General features: G+C 53.9%; 19 protein-coding genes. 5 read left to right on the top strand and 14 right to left on the bottom strand.

All coding sequences use genetic code 11. The features are described from left to right. Positions 1-56 precede the first annotated feature (56 nt). Both NSU18_RS07290 and NSU18_RS07295 read right to left on the bottom strand, forming a co-directional pair. The gene (locus tag NSU18_RS07290) at positions 57-407 is read right to left on the bottom strand and encodes an ArsR/SmtB family transcription factor (protein ID WP_341148664.1); all 351 of its coding nucleotides are present in this window, start codon (positions 405-407) and stop codon (positions 57-59) included. Positions 408-453: 46 nt separating this feature from the next. After that, positions 454-909, bottom strand: coding sequence for a MarR family winged helix-turn-helix transcriptional regulator (locus NSU18_RS07295; protein WP_341020847.1), 456 nt, complete (start codon positions 907-909; stop codon positions 454-456). A gap of 174 nt (positions 910-1,083) precedes the next feature. On the opposite strand from NSU18_RS07295, the gene NSU18_RS07300 reads away from it, so the two are divergent. Then, entirely contained in the window at positions 1,084-2,070 is a 987-nt protein-coding gene (locus tag NSU18_RS07300) for a quinone oxidoreductase family protein (RefSeq protein WP_341148665.1), read from the top strand. Positions 2,071-2,239: 169 nt separating this feature from the next. After that, on the top strand, positions 2,240-2,845 hold the full coding sequence (locus NSU18_RS07305; protein ID WP_341148666.1) for a histidine phosphatase family protein: 606 nt from the start codon (positions 2,240-2,242) through the stop codon (positions 2,843-2,845). Positions 2,846-2,973: 128 nt separating this feature from the next. Here NSU18_RS07305 and NSU18_RS07310 read toward each other — a convergent pair whose 3' ends face one another. Next, complete coding sequence (locus tag NSU18_RS07310; RefSeq protein ID WP_341148667.1) at positions 2,974-4,020, bottom strand: aromatic ring-hydroxylating dioxygenase subunit alpha; 1,047 nt, start codon at positions 4,018-4,020, stop codon at positions 2,974-2,976. A 339-nt stretch (positions 4,021-4,359) separates the two neighbouring features. Here NSU18_RS07310 and NSU18_RS07315 point away from each other — a divergent pair, with 339 nt between their 5' ends. After that, positions 4,360-4,902, top strand: a complete 543-nt coding sequence (locus NSU18_RS07315) for an NADPH-dependent FMN reductase (protein WP_341148668.1) — start codon at positions 4,360-4,362, stop codon at positions 4,900-4,902. A 117-nt stretch (positions 4,903-5,019) separates the two neighbouring features. Here NSU18_RS07315 and NSU18_RS07320 read toward each other — a convergent pair whose 3' ends face one another. Next, positions 5,020-6,081, bottom strand: a complete 1,062-nt coding sequence (locus tag NSU18_RS07320; RefSeq protein WP_341148669.1) for a LuxR C-terminal-related transcriptional regulator — start codon at positions 6,079-6,081, stop codon at positions 5,020-5,022. Positions 6,082-6,209: 128 nt separating this feature from the next. On the opposite strand from NSU18_RS07320, the gene NSU18_RS07325 reads away from it, so the two are divergent. Next, a complete protein-coding gene (locus tag NSU18_RS07325) occupies positions 6,210-7,346 on the top strand; it encodes a saccharopine dehydrogenase family protein (RefSeq protein ID WP_341148670.1) in 1,137 nt (378 codons plus the stop codon). Here the strand turns inward: NSU18_RS07325 and NSU18_RS07330 are convergent. The 4 genes from NSU18_RS07330 to NSU18_RS07345 form a co-directional block, all read right to left on the bottom strand. Next, on the bottom strand, positions 7,309-8,082 hold the full coding sequence (locus NSU18_RS07330) for a DUF817 domain-containing protein (RefSeq protein ID WP_341148671.1): 774 nt from the start codon (positions 8,080-8,082) through the stop codon (positions 7,309-7,311). The genes NSU18_RS07325 and NSU18_RS07330 overlap by 38 nt on opposite strands. Before the next feature lie 29 nt (positions 8,083-8,111). Then, positions 8,112-8,327, bottom strand: coding sequence for a helix-turn-helix domain-containing protein (locus NSU18_RS07335; protein WP_341020834.1), 216 nt, complete (start codon positions 8,325-8,327; stop codon positions 8,112-8,114). A gap of 10 nt (positions 8,328-8,337) precedes the next feature. Then, positions 8,338-8,826: a DUF2975 domain-containing protein gene (locus tag NSU18_RS07340; protein ID WP_341020833.1), complete on the bottom strand. Its 489-nt coding sequence runs from the start codon at positions 8,824-8,826 to the stop codon at positions 8,338-8,340. Between the two features lie 99 nt (positions 8,827-8,925). Further along, entirely contained in the window at positions 8,926-9,807 is an 882-nt protein-coding gene (locus NSU18_RS07345; protein ID WP_341148672.1) for a LysR family transcriptional regulator, read from the bottom strand. A 146-nt stretch (positions 9,808-9,953) separates the two neighbouring features. Here NSU18_RS07345 and NSU18_RS07350 point away from each other — a divergent pair, with 146 nt between their 5' ends. Further along, the gene (locus NSU18_RS07350) at positions 9,954-10,625 is read left to right on the top strand and encodes an O-methyltransferase (RefSeq protein ID WP_341148673.1); all 672 of its coding nucleotides are present in this window, start codon (positions 9,954-9,956) and stop codon (positions 10,623-10,625) included. Positions 10,626-10,714: 89 nt separating this feature from the next. Here NSU18_RS07350 and NSU18_RS07355 read toward each other — a convergent pair whose 3' ends face one another. From NSU18_RS07355 to sbnA, 6 genes are all read right to left on the bottom strand, one after another. Beyond that, a complete protein-coding gene (locus NSU18_RS07355) occupies positions 10,715-11,629 on the bottom strand; it encodes a metal ABC transporter substrate-binding protein (RefSeq protein WP_341150998.1) in 915 nt (304 codons plus the stop codon). 20 nt (positions 11,630-11,649) lie between these two features. Beyond that, complete coding sequence (locus tag NSU18_RS07360) at positions 11,650-12,492, bottom strand: metal ABC transporter permease (RefSeq protein WP_341148674.1); 843 nt, start codon at positions 12,490-12,492, stop codon at positions 11,650-11,652. Further along, entirely contained in the window at positions 12,485-13,228 is a 744-nt protein-coding gene (locus NSU18_RS07365) for a metal ABC transporter ATP-binding protein (RefSeq protein WP_341150999.1), read from the bottom strand. Before NSU18_RS07365 ends, NSU18_RS07360 begins: the two co-directional genes overlap by 8 nt. A 990-nt stretch (positions 13,229-14,218) precedes the next feature. Further along, positions 14,219-15,532: an alkaline phosphatase family protein gene (locus tag NSU18_RS07370; protein WP_341148675.1), complete on the bottom strand. Its 1,314-nt coding sequence runs from the start codon at positions 15,530-15,532 to the stop codon at positions 14,219-14,221. 1 nt (position 15,533) lies between these two features. Continuing rightward, positions 15,534-16,760: an MFS transporter gene (locus NSU18_RS07375; protein WP_341020825.1), complete on the bottom strand. Its 1,227-nt coding sequence runs from the start codon at positions 16,758-16,760 to the stop codon at positions 15,534-15,536. A 206-nt stretch (positions 16,761-16,966) separates the two neighbouring features. Further along, positions 16,967-19,192: a 2,3-diaminopropionate biosynthesis protein SbnA gene (gene sbnA / locus NSU18_RS07380; protein ID WP_341020821.1), complete on the bottom strand. Its 2,226-nt coding sequence runs from the start codon at positions 19,190-19,192 to the stop codon at positions 16,967-16,969. Between the last annotated feature and the right edge of the window lie 32 nt (positions 19,193-19,224).

Consider the following 19,224-nt stretch of genomic DNA (forward strand, 5'->3'; position numbering starts at 1 on the left):
TCACAGCAGCGATTGTATTCGGTTTTTTGCATACCGCAAAGCAGGGATTCTCCATATCAGAGAATCCCTGCCTCACGCCCGCATTGTGCCAGCACCTTCTCCAGCCCGTTCACCAAGCTTTTGAGCACCATCAGCTTGCTTCCGGAGTCCAGCCGGTAATAGTTGCGGGTGCCTTCTTTGCGGACGCTAACAATTCCGGCTTCTATCAAGATTCTAAGATGATGGGACACGACCGGACGGGAAAAGTGGGTGATCCCTCTGATCTCGCCTACACGCATGCCCGGATCTTGCGGCCCTTGCAGCAAGGCCATCAGGATGGCTTGCCGGGTCTCGGCACCGACCGCGTTCAGCACCTTCAGCGAATTCTTGAATTGAGACGCCAGTTCATCCATCAATTCCTGATCCATGGAAATCCCTCCTATGTGCTTCATCGTCACGAATCCTAATTCTTCTTCAGCGGCTCACCCCTGGAGCAGTGACCAGAATCTTGCTGGCCAGGGCAATCATCTGCGCCCGCTCCTCCCCGGTAAGACCCTCGGTTACCGCCGTAATCTGACGCTCGATCTGCTCCCCGACCTCATGAATAATCTTCCAGCCTGCCGGAGTAGCCCGTACATTGAATGCCCGCCGGTCACTCTCTGATACAGTTCGTTCTACCAGCCCGCGGCGCTGCGCCCTGTCGACGAGCCCTGTAATACTGGATTTATCGAGGCCCAGATGCTTCGCCAGCTGCAGCATACCCGGCTCCCGGTCGCGCAATATCCCCAGCAGACGGATCTGAATGATCGACAGATCATGCTCCGTTCCTATTCGGGCCAGGATATTCTGCACCAGGAAGGATAGCTGCACAAGGCTGTCTACCATCGACAGATCTTCCAGTTTATCAAAAGAATTATCATAACTGCTCATTGATTTCACTCCACTTTTGTATATTTCAGACCTGTTTGCTCCTATTGTACCACAGCAGCCGTTGACTTTGTACGTAATACAAACTATATTGTTTGTATTACAAACTTATTAGTTTGTTTCACAAACAAAAATCACTCATCCAGGTATACCACCTGGGTAAATGGAGGCCTATTTATGTACGCTGCTATTGTAAGATCATTCAATTCAGCTCCGAAATACGAAGAGATTGAAGCTCCGGCACCCTCAAGAGAACACGAAGCTCTGGTGGATGTGCTGGCTGCCGGATTACATCTCCGGGTCCGGGCACAGGCCAACGGTTCTCATTACACGAGTACGGATGAACTGCCGTTAATCCCCGGTATTGACGGCGTCGGACGGCTCCCGGATGGTAAGCTGGTCTATTTTGTTGCCACCGATAATGCCTTGGGATCGTTCGCAGACCAGACCCTCATCGATCTCCGCCGCGCTGTCCCGCTACCCGCAGATGCTGATCCCGTGCTCATCGCCGCCGCCATGAATCCAGCCATGTCTTCATGGGTGACTCTCCGCCGCCGGATTCAGGCTAAGCCCGGGTTCAAGGTGCTCATTCTGGGCGCCACCGGCAACTCCGGGCAGATGGCCGTTCAGATCGCCAAGCTTATGGGAGCCAGTCAGATCATCGCTGCCGGGCGCAACCCGGAACGTCTCCGTTCGCTTACACAGCATGGTGCGGATGTACTCATACCGCTAACCGGAGATCCCGGGACAGTGGCCCGGAATCTCGGCGAAGCCTCAGCCGAAGTGGATATCGTTCTCGACTATCTGTGGGGTGAGCCTGCTGCACTCGCCATGCTCCCGATATTAACCCGCCGGTCCGACCGCAGCCGGCTGTTAACCTGGATTCAGATCGGTTCCATAGCAGGTGCGGACGCCGCGATTCCTTCCGCTGCGCTCCGTTCTGCCAACTTCCAGATCATCGGCAGCGGCCAGGGGTCCGTCACGCCAGCCGGTTATCTGGCGGAATTTCCGGCGCTGATCCATGCGATTGCAGAAGGTCAGCTTACAGCGAACCCTATCGTTTATCCGCTCTCCCAGATTGAACAGGTATGGAAGACTCCGCCGGCCAGTCAGCAGCGTATTGTCTTCGTGCCGCAAGCGGAAACGGATTTGCCGTCCTTTTAAAGGACGGTACAAGCTATGTCCGGGTATCGTCAAGCTGAGTTGCTTCGATTGTAACTTCTGTTCTTGAACATTCTGGAAAGTGAGTGATAGACTTAGCAGGGTACGCTACTTGAAGGAATCTTCAAAGGAATGATATCAACCCATCATAGAACAGGAGGCCGAAGAGCAGTTGGCGATTTATCTGGTTAGACACGGCAAGGATGACGAAGGATATCGCGGCGGATGGAGCCAGCGGGGGCTGAATAGCCAGGGTTACCGGCAAGCCGAGAAGCTTGGCCGTTTTTTGAGAGAGAATTCGGCTTCATTCCCTATACAACGTATAGTCAGCAGCGATCTGCAGCGGGCGCTGGATACAGCCGGTGAGCTGGCAAGAGAACTGGAGTTACCCTTGGAGCGCAGTACGGATTGGCGGGAGATGAACAATGGCGTGATCGCCGGTATGCCGAACGAAATCGTGAATGAACGGTATCCCGGCTTATACTTCTCAGGCCTGCGGATGGACGAGCGTTACCCCGGCGGAGAGAGTCCGCTCGAATTCTTCACACGGATTCAGGAAGCCTTCACCCGGCTGTGCGAAGAGCATGCGGACAACGGCCCTGATAATAACCTGATGGTTGTTACACATGGCGGTGTCATAAACATCATCTATCACCTCATCAAAGGGATCGGCTGGAATAACCGCGGCAGTAAATTTCCGGCTTCCTATACCAGCCTGCACAGAATTGAGCATGTAGATGGAAGATGGAGCCTTTCACTGGAAAATTATACGGTCTAGCTGCTGCGCTAACTCTGCGTTACGCAGGCGGCCCGATCAACACAACAGCACACGCCCGGCTGCCGAGATTCTAATCTCTGCCGCCGGGCGTGTGCTGTTAATAATGCCTGAGTAATTGAAAGGATGCATCAGGACGTATAATTCTGCCCCAGCCCAAGGCTGCTTAGCAGCTGTCTATAGGCAATGGATGTCCGGTCTGCCGGAATATGGGCTTCAGCCTGCAGATCCAGCGGCAGATCCTCCGGCGTCTGCGACTCTACCATCTCCGCATCCTCCTGGAACACCTGTAGATTGAACTTGACGGTATCCTCGATTGGGGCGTTCTTATCGAAGTTGCGTGAGATCGGGCAGAACAGCCGGGTATAACGGGCCGACACCGGAGAAGCACAGTTCAGAATCTTCAGCCTGCCCTCATCCGGGAAATAAACCGTCAGCGATGCGGCGAACGGGGCGAATACACGGAATTCCCGCAGCCACTGGAAGCCTTCAGGTGCAGGATTCTCCTGCCCTTTGCCATAGTTGCTGACCGTGCTCCAGTATTCGGCGACCAGCTCCGTCTCCCCTTCGCGCCATACCTTGTACTGGGGGACCTCAGTGTTATTGCGGTCACCGAAGGTTGCCGTATGCACGTAGGCGAAATGGGATACATCCAGGAACCCCTCCATCTGCCGCCCGGAAGAGCCGGCTATGTCGAAGCTCGGGATCAGAATATTAATATAGTCGGGGTCCTCCCAGGCCGGGAAGGCGGGAATCTGCTCCGGCGCATCTGCAAGGCAGGTCCAGATCAGACCGTACCGTTCGATGGCCGGATAGACGATCAATTTCAATTTGGGCGAGATTTTGGCGCTGGGATGCGCCGGTACCGCAGTACATTTCCCTTCACAGTTATAGCGGAACCCGTGATACGGGCAGACAATCTCCCCGTTCTCCACCCACCCCTTACTCAGCGGGGCTCCCCGGTGAAAACACAGATCCCGGGCAATAACCACCTTGCCTCCGCTGCGGTAGCACACCAGCTTCATATCCAGCAGCTTGACCGCCACCGGCTGATCCTGTACCTCTGCTGCCGTAGCCACCGGATACCAATACCGGGCCAGAATGCGCCAGTCTTCAGGTGAGAAGGTGCAATCACGCGGGAGTTCAAGCTCTGCCTGCCGTTTCTTTTCCTCTAACATGGCTGCCCCACCTCTCCATATAGTATAGATACATAAGATTTCTTAATTATATGTCATAATAACTGACTTGTTGAGTGTATTTTAAGCTAAATTCATCATGACAATCAATTATTTAGCTGAAAATTTTGGTTTCGAGCCTAAAAACAACTTTACAATGTTATGCAAAATGACATATCGATGACCTACCCAGATTCGGTACGGTAATTGGGCCGTTTTAATTTTAGCTAAAAATTTAACTAGGTTTCAAAATTTCACTTGCTTTATTAAAGTTATCAGCTATAATAAAAAACATAACAAGCAAAACAAATTACGGAAAACAAAAACCAGGGAGGAATTAAAATGACAACACTTAATATCGGAATTATTCTTGGAAGCACACGCCAGGGCCGCGTTAGCCCGCAGGTAGGGGAATGGGTGAAGGGGATCGCTGACGCCCGTGGAGATGCTAATTACGAAATCGTAGATATTGCCGACTTCAAGCTGCCGCTGCTCGGGGAAAGCGACAGCTATGCTGAAGCTCAGGCTTGGGCAGCTAAGCTGGCTACCTTGGACGGATTCGTATTCATCGTTCAGGAATATAACCACAGTCTATCCGGGGCACTTAAGAACGCACTGGATTCTGCTCGTGAAGAATGGAACAACAAGGCTGCCGGTATCGTCAGCTACGGCTCCGCCGGAGGCGCCCGCGCCGCTGAGCATCTGCGCGGTATTCTCGGCGAGCTGTCCGTAGCCGATGTGCGTGTACACCCGCTGCTCTCGCTGTTCACCGACTTCGAGAACGGTTCTGTGTTCAAGCCTGCTGACCTGCATACTGCCAACGTCAACGCCATGTTGGATCAGGTATTGGCCTGGAGCGGCGCGCTGAAGACACTGCGCCAGTAAGAGTTCATTCGAAGCAGTTCCAGATCTATACAAGTCCGAACATGAAGCAAGGGGAATCTCCAGCCAGATGGCTATGGAGATTCCCCTTATTTGTTCTACATTAATAATTCTCAGCCCTTATCGCGGAAGCAGCCGGCTGATCAGCTCTCTGCGGCTGGACACGCCAGTCTTGGCGAAGATCGATTTCAAATGATCCTGCACCGTATAAGCGGAGATATGCAGCGATCCTGCCAGCTCCTTGGTCGATAGTCCCAGCGCCAGCAGCTCTACCAGCTCCTTCTCCCGCGCAGTCAGGGTGAAGGCTTCGGCCAGCAGCCGGAAGACATCGCCGGAGCGGGCACTGACGAAGGATACGGCGAGTTGTGTCTGCGGACCGCCAAGCAGGCTTGCGGTAACCGTCAGATACACTCCGTCTCCGATTGGAAGACTTGTTCTTGCCTGAGCAGTCCCGGTTCCGGCAGACTTCTTCGCGCCGAGCACCCGCAGGCAAACAGCACGTACCGGACCGGGAAGCAGCCCTTCTTCGAGCTGCTCCAGGTTCCAGATCTGCTTCAGCCAGTAACGGGCCGCTGTATTCGCACTGACCGGGACCAACTGTTCACTCAGCACCAGAATTCCGTCATCCTCAGGCGCTGCCCGGTCCGCTCCGGTTACCGGCAGGACAGAGGCATATGCGCGCAGACGTTCAGCGATCAGCGGAGCTGCCGAAGCCAGCAAGGTGCAATCCTGCTCCTGGAACGGCGGCTGCCCCAGCGGACGGAATAGGGTCAAGAATCCCCAGCAGACCCCGCCTGTGCGCAGTGCCACGCGCAGCTCATCCCCGAATCCGGCGGGCTGCAGCACCTTGCGGTAACGCGCGCTTATCCCCAGGCTTCCCCCGGTCACTCCGCTTAAGCAGGCTGCCGGAATATCCGCCGCCGCTAACTGCTCATACTTCATATAATCCTCATGCAGATATTCATATTCGAACAATAGCGGATGAACCTCTTTAAGTCCCTGCTCCGTGACCGCCCCTGTGGTTAAAAGCGTATGCGGGTCTACTGTCGTACAACAGGCCGCAGAGAACGGCACCAGCAGGCGGAGTCTGGCAATCACCGCTTCCCGGTACTGCTGCGAATCCAGCACCGGCCCGCCCCGGGCAGGATCAAGCTGTAATAGGGTATGTATTCCCTTGTTCATCTTCTGTCCTCCCCTCTCCGAAATCCCACAAATGTGGGATAGTCTGCCGCCCCTCTTAGCAGGATAATGATACGTAACGTTAATTATACCGCAGAACCTGCAATCCACCACGAAGGACGGGAATAATCATGAAAACAGATATAGTAGTAATCGGCGGCTACGGCCATGTCGGGTCACAGATCTGCCGGCTGCTCGGGGCCCGGCACCCCGGCAAGGTATACGCGGCAGGAAGAAACCTGCACCGGGCCGAGGAATTCTCCCGCAGCACCGGAGGGAAAGTGAAACCGCTCCAGCTGAGCGCCGACCTGCCGTTGGAACCCAAGCTGCTGGAGAAGGTCAAGCTGGTCATCATGTGCCTTGATCAGCAGGACACGCGGCTGGCTGAAGCTTGTCTGCAGACCGGCACCCATTATGTAGATGTCTCGGCAAGCGGAGACTTCCTGACCATGCTGCAAAGGCTAGACCCTGTGGAGCATAATCTCAAGGCAGCGGCAGTGCTGAGTGTCGGCCTCGCTCCGGGGTTAACGAACCTGCTTGCGGCACGTGCCGTCCAGGAGCTGGACCATACGGAGCAGATCGGCATCTCGATCATGTTGGGGCTGGGCGACAGCCATGGACAGGCGGCAATGGAGTGGACGGTGGACAATCTCGGAGCCGACTTCGAGATTACCGAACACGGCAGACCGCGTACCGTCTCCAGCTTCACAGAAGCCACAGCTGCTGATTTCGGCTTTGACTTGCGGCAGCACCGCGCCTACCGCTTTCCTTTTTCGGATCAGATGACTCTGCCTCAGATCCTTAATGTCCCTTCTGTCTCGACCCGGCTCTGCTTCGATTCCCGGAGCATGACCTCAGCAGCAGCGCTGCTGCGCCGCACCGGACTGTCCCGTCTGCTGCGTAACCGGACGCTACGCAACCTTGCGGTCCAGGCGTTCACCCGCTTCCGCTTCGGCTCGGAGCGCTATGCGGTCAAAGTGGATGCTTACGGCACAAAGGACGGCAGAGCCGCTTCCAGAGAATACAGCATTACAGGCGTACATGAAGCATCCATCACAGCTCAAACGGCGGCCGGAGTTGCACTAAGACTCTACGAGTCAGCTCCACCTCCCGGTGTCTATCACATTGAGCAGCTATTCTCCCTTGATTCACACGGGGAACAATGCTCGCTAATTCCATCCGCCTCGGGCGGAACCGGGCCGTCCTTCCGTTATCCGCTGGAGGGAATGTCTATCTGGACCCGCTCCGGCCGGCCTTCACATGCTTAAGCTGGGCGACAATAATTACGCTGATAATCACCAGCAGGAACCATGAGCTGATCTTGCCGAAGCCTACCAGCTGCCAGCTCCCGTGCTGGTCCGGGTATTGCCACGCCCCCAGGAAGGTCGCGATATTCTCGGCCAGCCAGATGAAGAACCCCACAATGGCAAAAGCCAGCACAAGCGGCATCCGGTATGTCTTGCCCTGCACCCGGTAGATGATCCAGGTACGCCAGAAAATTATCACGACCAGGGCTGTCAGCCACCATCTGAAATCGGGAATGAAGTGGTGGGTGAAGAAGTTCAGATAGATCGCGCCGCCCAGCAGTCCTGCCGAAGCCAGGCCCGGCCAGCCGGTCAGCTCCATCTGCAGCCTACGCCAGATCTGGCACATGAAGCTGGCCACGCTGGCGTACATGAATCCGCTGTACAGCGGAACGCCTAACAGCTTCGTATAGCCGGGCTCCGGGTACGCCCAGGAGCCCATTTGGATTTTATAGAGCTCCAGCACCAGACCGATCACATGAAACACACAGATGACCTTGATCTCATCCAGCGTCTCCAGCCCGCTCCGGTACATCAGGTACTGCACAGTGAGCAGGAGCAGCAGAATCAGATCATAGCGGTGGATGAACGGCAGCCGGAACGTGTCCGTAAGAATGAGAGTCCCGAAGATCGCCACCGGAAAGATACAGCTCATCGCCTGATGATACCCGAAGTGCAGCAGCCTTATCACGGCTCTCAATAACGTCCCCTCCCCGCTCCCGTTACCCATCATTCTGTAGCATCCGCTGTATATTCCAGAATATCCCCCGGCTGGCAGTCCAGTGCCTTACATATTGCCTCAAGTGTTGAGAAGCGGATCGCCTTGGCCTTGCCGTTCTTAAGGATGGACAGGTTCGCCATCGTAATTCCCACCCGCTCCGTTAGCTCGGTCACACTCATTTTCCGCTTAGCCAGCATCACATCAATATTCACTATAATCGCCATGGTCGCCACCTCAGACTGTCAGATCATTCTCAGATTTCAATGCTATCGCTTCATTCAGGAGCTTCTGGAGTACCGCCGCGAATACAGCAATCACCATGGAGGCGAAAATAAGGATCAGCCCGATCACAATAATGCCCGGGGCATCATCCTTCTCCGCCATCAGATAGAACAGCGGCAGCCCCAAGGTGAACATTCCGCTAATCGATACAGCCGCATGCTTGATATGCTTCAGCACCCGCACCGAACCCTCAGCGAAAGCCTCATTACGGTCAATGAAGCCTAACAGCCTGTAGGCCTGGGACAGTGCAATGAAGAACGGCAGAGCCGCCCCGTACAGATCTATCATCACCAGCACCTGGATGTAAGAATGGTCTGGATACAGCTCCGCCGCGAAGTCAGATATGGCAGGGACCACAAAGATACACAAGGCCAGCGCAGCCAGCGCGAACAGAATAAGTACCGCCTTCAGAAACGTGGTTGAGCCTGGCTTACGGTTCATCACACATACACCTCACTTGTTAGAGTGAGTATAACTTAGCATAGTATTTATTGTTTATCAATATATTTTAATCGAAAAAGAATATATTATTGTTGTTCATCATTTCCGGCAGATGTCAATAAACCGCTGTAGCCCGGCTGACAGGGTCTCGTTCTTGCGTGTACAGACAGCAATATGGTTGCTAAGCTGAATGCCCTCCACATGTACCCGGCATAACTGCTTCCACTCTACATAGTCCCGCACAGCCAGTGAGGAGATGAAATTGGTGCCATACCCTGCCATAACCGAACGGATCACCTCGCCCAGTCCGCTGAACTGCAGGGTCACACGCGGCGGCTTCAGACCGTAGGTTGTACAAAGCGAGACCAGACGCTCCCGGGTGGAGCTGCCTACCTCACGCATCACGAACGGCTCCTGCATCATCTCCGGCAGTGATACCGTACTATTGGCAAAAGGGTGGGAGGGTGCCACTACAAACCACAACTCATCCTCAAACAGCTCCAGCCAGTCGACATCCTCCGGCTTCTCCTTGGCTCCGCCCCCGTAAAAGGCGACATCTGCTTCATGACGCTGCAATTGTTCAAAGGCCTGCGCCGAGTTGGTGGTGGTAATCTCAATCTCCATCTCCGGGTGCCCCGCCTTGAACCGGGCGGCCCAGCCCGGGACCAGGAAATTCGCCGGAAGATAGGTGGCGGCAATACGCAGCTTCCCCTTCCGCCCCTGGCGGTAATCCTCTACGAACTCTTCTATCCGTTCTTCATAGGTGAAGAGATTGCCTGCCTGCTTCGCCAGCTCTGTCCCGAAGGGAGTCAGCGAGATGCCCCGGCCGCTGGGACTACACAGGGCTAGGCCCAAATCCTTCTCCAGCCTCTTGATTTGGCTGGTAACTGCAGGCTGGCTGATCCTCAGCCGGGCTGCTGCCTTGGTGACGCTTCCCGTCTCGGCCACATAATAAAAAAGCCGCAGTGCGTGAATGTTCATAATTACGCTCCTATTCATAGCTTTTATTCATAACTTATTATTATGAGTAAACCATTAACATATATTAGTATTATGAATGATTTTACCTTATATTTAAAGCAGATCCAATACAACAATACAAAAACACAACTAACGGAGGGATTCACATGGAAGAACAGAACAAATGGAGCAACGTAGACACTTATTTCAATGACCGATTATTGACGAAAGATCCGGTCCTGGACGCTGCGCTGGATGCGAATGCAGGGGCCGGCTTACCGAATATTGATGTCGCTCCCAATCAGGGGAAGCTGCTGTATCTGCTGGCCAAGATGAAAGGGGTATCCAACATTCTGGAGATCGGCACTTTGGGCGGTTATAGCACCATCTGGCTGGGGCGGGCGTTGCCGGAGACGGGCAGACTGGTCTCACTGGAATTCGAGCACAAGCATGTTGTAGTAGCTGAGGATAACCTTAGAATGGCGGGGTTAGCAGACAAAATTGAAGTGCTGGAAGGTCCGGCTCTGGATTCGCTGGCGCTGCTGGAAGCCCGGGGCTGTGAGCCGTTTGACTTCATCTTCATTGATGCCGACAAGCCGAACAATCCGCATTACCTGAAGTGGGCGCTGAAGCTGGCGCGGCCGGGCGCGGTCATCGTAGCGGATAACGTGGTGCGTGACGGCGAGGTGATTGACCCGGGCAGTGCGGATGACCGGGTTCAAGGCATCCGGCAGTTCATGGAGCTGCTCTCCGCAGAGCCGCGTATAGACGCTACTGCACTGCAGACGGTAGGCAGCAAGGGTTATGACGGATTCGTGCTTGGAATTGTTACCGAATAACAAATAACCCGCAGGCAAGGATCATCAAGGCTATCCGGCTCTGCGGGTTATTTGTGGTTGCAGCTTCTTTTTCAAATATAGATATCCTTCTATTCCTTCGACAAGCCCTCAATCACCTTATCGATATTCCACTTAATCATCTTCAGGTAGGTGTCTCCGTCTTCGCCTTCCTTAGCCAGAGAATCTGTGAAAATCTTGGAGTGGACCGGCACCCCGGTCTCGCGGGAAATCGTCTCCATCGTCTTGGGATTGACACTCGTCTCCAGGAATAACGCCGGAATCTGCTTCTCCTTGATGATGCCGATGATCCGGTTCATCTGCTCCGGTGTTCCCTGGCTGTCGGTGTTGATCTCCCAGATGAAGGCAGACTCGAAGCCATAGGCCCGGGAAAAGTATTTAAAGGCCCCTTCACTGGTCACCAGCACGCGCTTCTCCTGCGTGACCTTGCTCACAGCTTCCTTAGCATACTGATCCAGCTCCGTCAGCTCCTTCACGTACGCGGTCTGGTTATCCAGATAATACTGCTTGTTGTCCGGGTCCCGTTCGATCACACGTGCGGTAATGACATCCACATATTTGACCGCGTTCTGGATATCCAGCCAGGCATGAGGGTCAACCTGGGACTCCTTCCCCTTCTCGGTCAGGTACATCGGCGTGACCTCTTCGGAGACAGCAAACGCGGCCGCTTCCTTTTTGGTCACCTTGAGCAGATCCTGGAACCAGCCCTTGCCGGTCTCCAGATTCAAGCCGTTATAGAAAATAAGGTCCGCGCCGGAAACCCTGCCTGTATCTGCGGGTAGCGGATCATACATATGCGGATCTGTGCCGATAGGCACCATACTGTAGACGTCCGCCTTATCTCCAGTGATATTCCGCGTCATGTCTGCAATGATCGAATACGTGGCCACAATCTGCAGCTTGCCGTCATCCGCTCCCCCCTTACTGGTGTTGGAGCATGCTGCGAGTAAGATAAGGAGCAGGGATACGGTTATGATTTTGACGATATGAATCCGATTGGTACGTCTCATGCTTGCTTCAGTCCTTTCCGCAGAAAATTATTCTTGGGCGATATGATGAATGAAATGCTGAACAGGGTGACGCCTACCAGCACGATTGTTGCACTTGTCGGCAGATTGTAGCGGAAACTCACGTATACGCCGATGATCCCCGAGGCTGCCCCAACTGCGGACGCTAATACGATCATATGCAGCAAGGAATTGGACCACAGATACGAGGTGGCTGCCGGGATGACCAGCATGGCAATGACCAGCACAATCCCGACCTGGGACAAGGAGGAGACGGTCACTACGGAGAGCAGCATCATCAGCAGATAATGATACAAGCCGGTCTTCAGCCCGTACGCCTTCGCTACCACCGGATCGAATGAACTGATCAGCAGCTCCTTGTACAGCAGTGTAATAATGGCAAGCACCGCCAGCATGATGATGAAGGATTGCAGCAGCTCGGATTGCGGAACCGCCAGAATATTGCCAAACAGAATATGGGTGAGATCCAGCCCGCTGCGGGCAAATGTAATCAGGACGATACCGAGTGCAAAGAACGAGCTGAGAATGATGCCGATGGAGGTATCGCTCTTGATATTGCTGCGGCTGGTGATGAATTGAATAAGAATAGCGGCTAACAGTCCGAACAACGAAGCGCCCAGCAGCATGTTAATGCCCAGAATATAAGACAGGGCGACGCCCGGAAGCACCGCGTGAGATAAGGCATCGCCCATCAGCGACATTTTGCGCAGAACGATGAAGCTGCCCAGCGCCCCCGAGACAATCCCGAGGATAATCGCAGATAACCCGGCGTTCAGGGCGTATACCGGAATATTCAGTAGACCGGATAAGGACTCAAGCATGAGCGGCACCTCCTGCCCCCTGGATCATCACATTGCCCAAGGAAGTACCGTAAGCTCGGCGGATATTCTCTGTGGTGAAGGTATCCTGCACATCTCCAAAGGCGATCAGCTGCTTGTTGAGCAGAATGATTTTATCGAAGTATTCTTCGACCTCATGCAGGTCATGATGCACCACCAGAATGGTCTTGCCTTCCTCACGGAGCTGCTTGAACAGGTTCACAATGATGCGCTCACTGACCATATCAATGCCGACAAACGGCTCATCCAGGAAAAACACACTGGCCTCCTGGGCCAGCGCCCGGGCGATAAACACCCGCTGTAGCTGCCCGCCGGACAAGTTACTGATTTGCTTATCCGCAAGGTCACCGATCTCCACCATCGCCATGCTGCGCTCCGCAATATTCCGCTCCTTCTTGCCTGAACGCCGGAACAGCTTCAGGTTCGGAAAGGTTCCGGTCAGCACCGTATCCTTAACAGTAATGGGAAACGTCAGGTCAATATCGTTCTTCTGCGGCACGTAGGCGATATTCCGTCTGTACAGGGCAATGTCCTTGCCCTCTGCCTTCACCGTTCCGCTTCTCTTCTTGATCACATCCAGCAGCGCCTTAATGAACGTAGACTTCCCCGCACCATTGGGCCCGATAATGCCGACCGAATGCCCGAAGGGGATATCGAGCGTCACTCCTTCCAGCGCTGAATTGCCGAAATAATCAACGTTCAAGCCTTTAATCTGAATCATGTCTGCACCCCGTCTCTTGTTTGGTCTATCTATATAAATTGAACTAATGATTTTTTGATTTGGGATTGGCCGTGACTCCAGAGAAGTTTTGGACTTCCGGCCGCTGTTGTCGTAAGAATTTCTTGATTCGAACCGCTGTACGCGGTGGAAATCCGGTGACTAGCTGATGCTTACGATGCGAGCTTTCCTGCGGAAAGCTTTCAGGCGGACGCTACCGCTCCTCCAGTTCCAAAATTCCCCTCCGCCACTTTTCCCTTTACATATATTTTCAAGTTCAATCTATATAGCAATTTAATGAATCTATTGTGTATATTGTTTCTCATAAACACAATTGTTTCCCAAAGGAAACTTTTATTCTTATGGATAATATATTTGATCAAAGGCAAGATGTCAACGGTAATTTAAATTTAAATTACAGTCGTGGCTACTCCTCCAACGTATATTCGTGTCCAAGGTCCTAGGCATGTCCGCAGGCAGGGCGTCTCATTCTTAGCCGCAAACAGGTGGAAAAACGTATCTTAATCAGCCCACTTCAGGCAAATATAAGGAAACAAGTGGAAATAGTACAACTAAAATAGTTTGTTTGGGCCTTCTGCGGCTGCATTCGCTGAAATTAAGTGTTGTTTATACAACTGTTGTCCGGGAAACGCTTATTCGTTCATCAGCAAGTGGAGGAAATCCACCTATTTTCTGAGGTAAACGCCTCTCTACTGCGCCGCAGCAGATTGTGTTCGGTTTTCCACATACATCTGACCTGCGCGTACTCGTACCACACACCGCAGCTCCGCATAAGCAAACTAACATCATATTTGCCGGGTACAATAAACAAAAAAGCCTAACCCGGCGGCCGCGAGCGCGGACAACCTGATTAGACTGGGACAAGTTTCTCTCTTCACCATTCATCCTTTTTTACCATTCATCCTGTTTACCATTTGTCATACTATCCATCACTCACACTATCATTACTAATCCGCTCACTATCCCCCGCTACTCCTCAAAAATCTCCTCCAGCACACGCCCGTCCCCCGGCCCGAAGTCCAGTCCCAGCATCCGGCCCATCGTCGGGGCGATGTCGACCATCTCCAGACCGCCGATGGAATAGCCCTGCTTGATCCCCGCGCCTGCGATGATGAGATTGCAGCGGTATCCGCTTGCATCCGGCGAGTAACCATGCGTAGCATAGCGTATGCCCGCCGCCTGTAGATCGGTGACCAGCGTGTCCGCCAGCGCCTCATCGAAGCTGTAGCCCCGCTGCGCTTCAAGCATAACTTTTGCCACCGGACTGGCGTGAAGCAGGTCCAGCTTCTCTCTTCCATACACGCTCTCAATTCCGGGGCCCCCGCCGCTCCTATATTCATCCACCGCCGCCAAGGCTAGCCGCAGCGCCTCCTCATCTCCGGGCCGCACATGCAGATAAGCTGAACCGCCGCCGCTCTGGAAGTAGGCCCGCCAGTGCATCACGCCGTCCTTATCATAGATCAGCCCCTTAGCCTGCAAAAGATTGTTCAAATGCAGCTTGTAGCGTACGTTGAACTGACCATGGTCGCCAAGCACCATTATCACCGTCTCCTCCCGGATTCCGGCATCCTCTACCGCCTGCATGATCTCCCCCAGCCGATTATCCATCCGCAGAATGACCTCGTCTACTTCCCCGCTGTCCGTGCCGTACAGATGCTTGGTGTCATCCAGGTCAATCAGATGCATCATGAGCAGGTTCGGTTTATGGCGCTTAATTGTATCGGCGGCGCACCTCGTGGTGAAGTTATCGAGCTGCGGCTGCGCGATGCCCTGCCTGATCCGTCCGTATTTCAGCTCCAGCCGGGCGCAGTAAAGGGGACTGCCGCTTCGCAGTACCTTGAGCGCCTGATTCTCCCCTTTTAGCGCACGGATCTCCGGGATATTATACTGAATCGAGGACTTGCCGCTTACCGGCCAGAGCAGTCCCGCTGTACTCAGCCCCGCCTTACGCGCCGCATCATAGATGGTTGGCACCTGAACAGCCTCGCGGAACCAGAACCAGCGCTGCTCCTCCTCCGGCACGAACGGCTGCAGCGGATTATTGTGATAGACACCGTGTTTATCCGGATAGACGCCGGTAGCAATGGTCGTATGTACCACGTAAGTGAGCGTGGGATAGACACTTCTGAGACGGTTGCTGTAGGCACCGCTGGTGATCAGCTTCGACAGATTGGGCAGGCGGCTGGCCATCTCCCAGTGATCTTCAGAGAAGGCATCATAGGAGATAACGATCAGATGCTTGGCTGCCGAGGGTGGTTGCGGTTGCAGTCCGGTGAATTCCATACTATGTCCCCTTTGGCAATGTAATGAAGATGAAGAAGCCGATCAGAAAGAGCGGGATAATCGACAAAATACTATAGCGGGCATCCCCCGCCAAGGTAGTGGTCAGAGACATTAAGGCAGGGCCGAGAATCGCCGCGAACTTGCCGAAAATATTATAGAACCCGAAGAATTCATTGGAATTCTCCTTCGGGATGATTTTAGCAAAATAGGACCGGCTGAGCGCCTGAATACCACCCTGTGCCGAGCCGATCAGCGCACCCAGCAGGAAGATATGCCATACCGAAGTAATGAAAAACGCTGCGATACAAGAGATAACGTAGGTGAAGATTCCAGCAATAATCAGATTCCGAGTGGAGTAGCTTTTGGCCAGATTGCCATAGAGAATCGCGCAGGGAAAGGCAATAATCTGGATGATCAGCAGAATTCCCAGCAGCGTGAAGGTGTCCAGGGCATCTGTGCCGAGGACGGAGGTGGCGTAGGGCACAACCATCTTGATAATCGTATCTACTCCGTCAATATAGAAGAAGTAAGCAAGCAGGAACACAAAGACCATCCGGTGCTGGCGGATATTCCTGAAGGTGTCAGCGATACGCTGAAAACTCCGGACCACAGGCTTCGGCTCAGGCTCGATATAATATCTCTGCTTCACATCCCGGATCATCGGCACCGTCAGCAGTCCCCACCAGAGCGCCGTAATGATGAACCCGATCTGGTAGCCGATGGCCTTGTCCATTCCCAGCAGGAAGATCAGCAGCAGACTGATGCCGAACGGAATACAACTGAAGATGTAGCCGTAGGCGAACCCCCGGGTAGACACCTTGTCCATCCGTTCATCCTCCGTAATATCCACCAGGAAGGAATCGTAGAAGATGTTGGACCCGGCGAAGCCGACCGCTGACAGAATGTAAAAGGCGACGAGCCGCTGCCATTGACCGCTGTCCGGGGACACGAAGGCCAGGGAGGCAGTGGCAAGGATACCGAGCGCAGCAAAAAAAATAAAAAACCGCTTCTTCCGGTCCTTATAATCGGCAATCGTGCCCAGAATCGGGCTGAGGACCGCCACCAAAATACTGGCGATCGAGTTGAAGTACCCCAGGTCCATGCTGCTGCCCACATTCTCGAACATCCCGAAGATAATCGGCAGCAGCGCTGTAGTCACTGCCATGGAATAGGCGGAATTCCCGCAGTCGTACAGAATCCACGATCTCTCCTCTTTGCTTAGCTTCATCTCATCTTCTCCTCTTATAACCGATTGTTTCAGTTATATCACGCGAACATATGAAGCATGTTAATGGGGTGTAAAATCACGGGCAGTGCTGCTATTACGATTATGTCCATCATACCATAGGCCATCTTCCCAGGTGATGACTATATCTGAATCGGTAAAGTAAGGTTTGATTAGCTAGCTGCCCGTAAAAATCCACCCTGTTGTGGTCACACCATGAACTCTTCCGCAGCTGACAGCAGCTCCGCTCCGAATTGGCGCTGAACCCAGGTATCCGAGTAGACCGTATCGAGATACCGTTCTCCCTTATCATGCAGGATGGCGGTACAGACTGCGCCGGGAGGAATCTCCTCCTTAAGTTGCCGGATAGCAGCAAGCACTGCCCCGGAGGAGGCTCCGGCCAGAATGGATTCCCTGCGGGCCAGCGCCCGGCAGCCCTTCACCATATCGGCATCAGTCACATGCACAATCCGGTCGATCAGGTCCAGTCTGCGCAGCGGGGGCACAATACCGGCACCCAGTCCAGGGAAGAGCCGCTTCTTCGGATGGCCGCCAAAAATAACACTACCCTCAGCATCCACCGCCACAATCCGGGTCCGCAGTCCCTTGTCCTTCACGTATTCTGCCAGCCCGTTTATCGTTCCGCAGGTACTGACACTACAGAACAGATAATCGACCTGCCCCAGCTCCGTCACGATCTCCGGCATGGTCGTATCATAATGGGACAGATAGTTATTGGGACTAGCGTACTGATTCGGCCAATAGCTGCCCGGTATCTCCGCGAGCAATTGCTGCACACGCTTCAGCCGGGCCGGCAGGAATTCCCCGGTTTCAGGATCGGGGCGGTCAATGAAATCAATGTCCGCACCCAGCGCCTTCAGCATCTGAAGATTCATCCCGGTGGTTCGGGCGTCCACTACGCTGATGAAGGTCATCCCGAGCTGCTTGCATATCATGGCCAGGCTGATCGCCATATTCCCGGAGCTGGATTCTACAACAACGGTCCCCGGTCCGATAAGACCTTCCTTCCAGGCTTCCCGGATCATCCGCAAGGCTGGGCGGTCCTTAGCGCTTCCTCCCGGGTTCATCAGCTCCATCTTAGCGTATACGCTGAACCTGCTGGCGTGAAACAGATGCTCCAGCTTGAGCAGTGGTGTATGTCCGATAGCCGATAATATCCCGTTGTTAAGCCGGGGCTCCGCCCTTCCCTGCATTTGCTCCTTCTCCTTCTTCTTCTCCTTCTCATAATACAGCTTCTTGTTCTTCACCTGCCCGCCCGCAAGCTCCCCGTCCTCTGCCGTCAGAATGACCTCAATATCGTCAAGCAGGTGATTTGCGATCATCAGACCAATCTCCGGGATGCATGCCCTGATCTCTTCCCTGATGACCGGAACGCAGGAGGGAGCCGCTGACCTGCTCTGGATATACACAGATAATGCATTATGGCTGACCCCGACCCGGACCCTGGCCTGCTGAAGATGACGGTAGACGACCTGTTCAATATCGTAGATGCTGATTTTCTCCCCGTGCTTCAGTTCACGCCCCACTCTTTTGACGATAGACTGGAAGCTCTGCCGCTCCGCGCCCTCTATCTGCACGGTCCTGAAATCCCTCACGACATCATAGGTGACAAACCGGAGGGCAGGCAGCAGCTTACGCACGGTTGAGGTAAGCACGAGAATGCCTTCGCCGACGCCCAGCGGGCCGAGTCCTTCCCCTATGATCTCCGTTCCCACAGCTTCGGCGACGATGCCTTCAGCCAGCAGATACCGGCCCAGCTCATGCGAATAATAAGCAATTGTGCCGATTTCAATGGACCCGTACGTATCGGTAATATCCTGCGGTCTCAGGCCGAACAGGCGGGCCATATTCTGCTGCCACTCCCGGGTGGCGATCTCGCCGACCAGAATGATTTTGCGGATTCCAAACGTCCGGGGGTCCTCCGCAGCATATACGATATGATCCAAAATCGAAGGCATGGTGTACAGCAGGTCGGGCCTGAAAGTCTGAATACGCTCAATATGCTGTTCTACCGGCAACTCGAAGGGAATGGAGCTGTTCACCAGTCCCAGCCGTGCAAAAATAGCCAGCGCCGTATCCGCAGCATGTCCGGTCCCCATATCCGCCAGCGCCCTGGCACATCCGCTTCCCTGAAGCAATTCCCCGAACAGCCTGGTTTTGATATCGATATAATGCTGCTCATCCTCTTCCGAATAGACGATTGATTTGCGCCGTCCTGTACTGGTGCCCGAGGTCCGGTAGACGGCAAGAGAGGCATCGGGTTCATTATTATAATAATGAGTGTCCAGCAGCTCCGAAGTCATCAGGGGAAGATGCTCCAGACTATAATTCACGTGCTCATTGCCAATGAGATCCTCGTACCAGGGGAAGTACCTGATTACTTCGTTTACCTTATCCCGCCACTGCTCCGCCATTCCTTTCGACGCCTCCCGCACCGGTTGCCTGA

The organism is Paenibacillus sp. FSL H8-0048, from assembly GCF_038002825.1.
Taxonomy (GTDB): domain Bacteria; phylum Bacillota; class Bacilli; order Paenibacillales; family Paenibacillaceae; genus Paenibacillus_AQ.

Bases quoted from the DNA above. Each gene is read 5' to 3' on its own strand.
- NSU18_RS07290 (WP_341148664.1), bottom strand. From the start codon at position 407: ATGGATCAGGAATTGATGGATGAACTGGCGTCTCAATTCAAGAATTCG.
- NSU18_RS07295 (WP_341020847.1), bottom strand. From the start codon at position 909: ATGAGCAGTTATGATAATTCTTTTGATAAACTGGAAGATCTGTCGATG.
- NSU18_RS07300 (WP_341148665.1), top strand. From the start codon at position 1,084: ATGTACGCTGCTATTGTAAGATCATTCAATTCAGCTCCGAAATACGAA.
- NSU18_RS07310 (WP_341148667.1), bottom strand. From the start codon at position 4,020: ATGTTAGAGGAAAAGAAACGGCAGGCAGAGCTTGAACTCCCGCGTGAT.
- NSU18_RS07315 (WP_341148668.1), top strand. From the start codon at position 4,360: ATGACAACACTTAATATCGGAATTATTCTTGGAAGCACACGCCAGGGC.
- NSU18_RS07320 (WP_341148669.1), bottom strand. From the start codon at position 6,081: ATGAACAAGGGAATACATACCCTATTACAGCTTGATCCTGCCCGGGGC.
- NSU18_RS07325 (WP_341148670.1), top strand. From the start codon at position 6,210: ATGAAAACAGATATAGTAGTAATCGGCGGCTACGGCCATGTCGGGTCA.
- NSU18_RS07335 (WP_341020834.1), bottom strand. From the start codon at position 8,327: ATGGCGATTATAGTGAATATTGATGTGATGCTGGCTAAGCGGAAAATG.
- NSU18_RS07340 (WP_341020833.1), bottom strand. From the start codon at position 8,826: ATGAACCGTAAGCCAGGCTCAACCACGTTTCTGAAGGCGGTACTTATT.
- NSU18_RS07345 (WP_341148672.1), bottom strand. From the start codon at position 9,807: ATGAACATTCACGCACTGCGGCTTTTTTATTATGTGGCCGAGACGGGA.
- NSU18_RS07350 (WP_341148673.1), top strand. From the start codon at position 9,954: ATGGAAGAACAGAACAAATGGAGCAACGTAGACACTTATTTCAATGAC.
- NSU18_RS07360 (WP_341148674.1), bottom strand. From the start codon at position 12,492: ATGCTTGAGTCCTTATCCGGTCTACTGAATATTCCGGTATACGCCCTG.
- NSU18_RS07370 (WP_341148675.1), bottom strand. From the start codon at position 15,532: ATGGAATTCACCGGACTGCAACCGCAACCACCCTCGGCAGCCAAGCAT.
- NSU18_RS07375 (WP_341020825.1), bottom strand. From the start codon at position 16,760: ATGAAGCTAAGCAAAGAGGAGAGATCGTGGATTCTGTACGACTGCGGG.
- sbnA (WP_341020821.1), bottom strand. From the start codon at position 19,192: ATGGCGGAGCAGTGGCGGGATAAGGTAAACGAAGTAATCAGGTACTTC.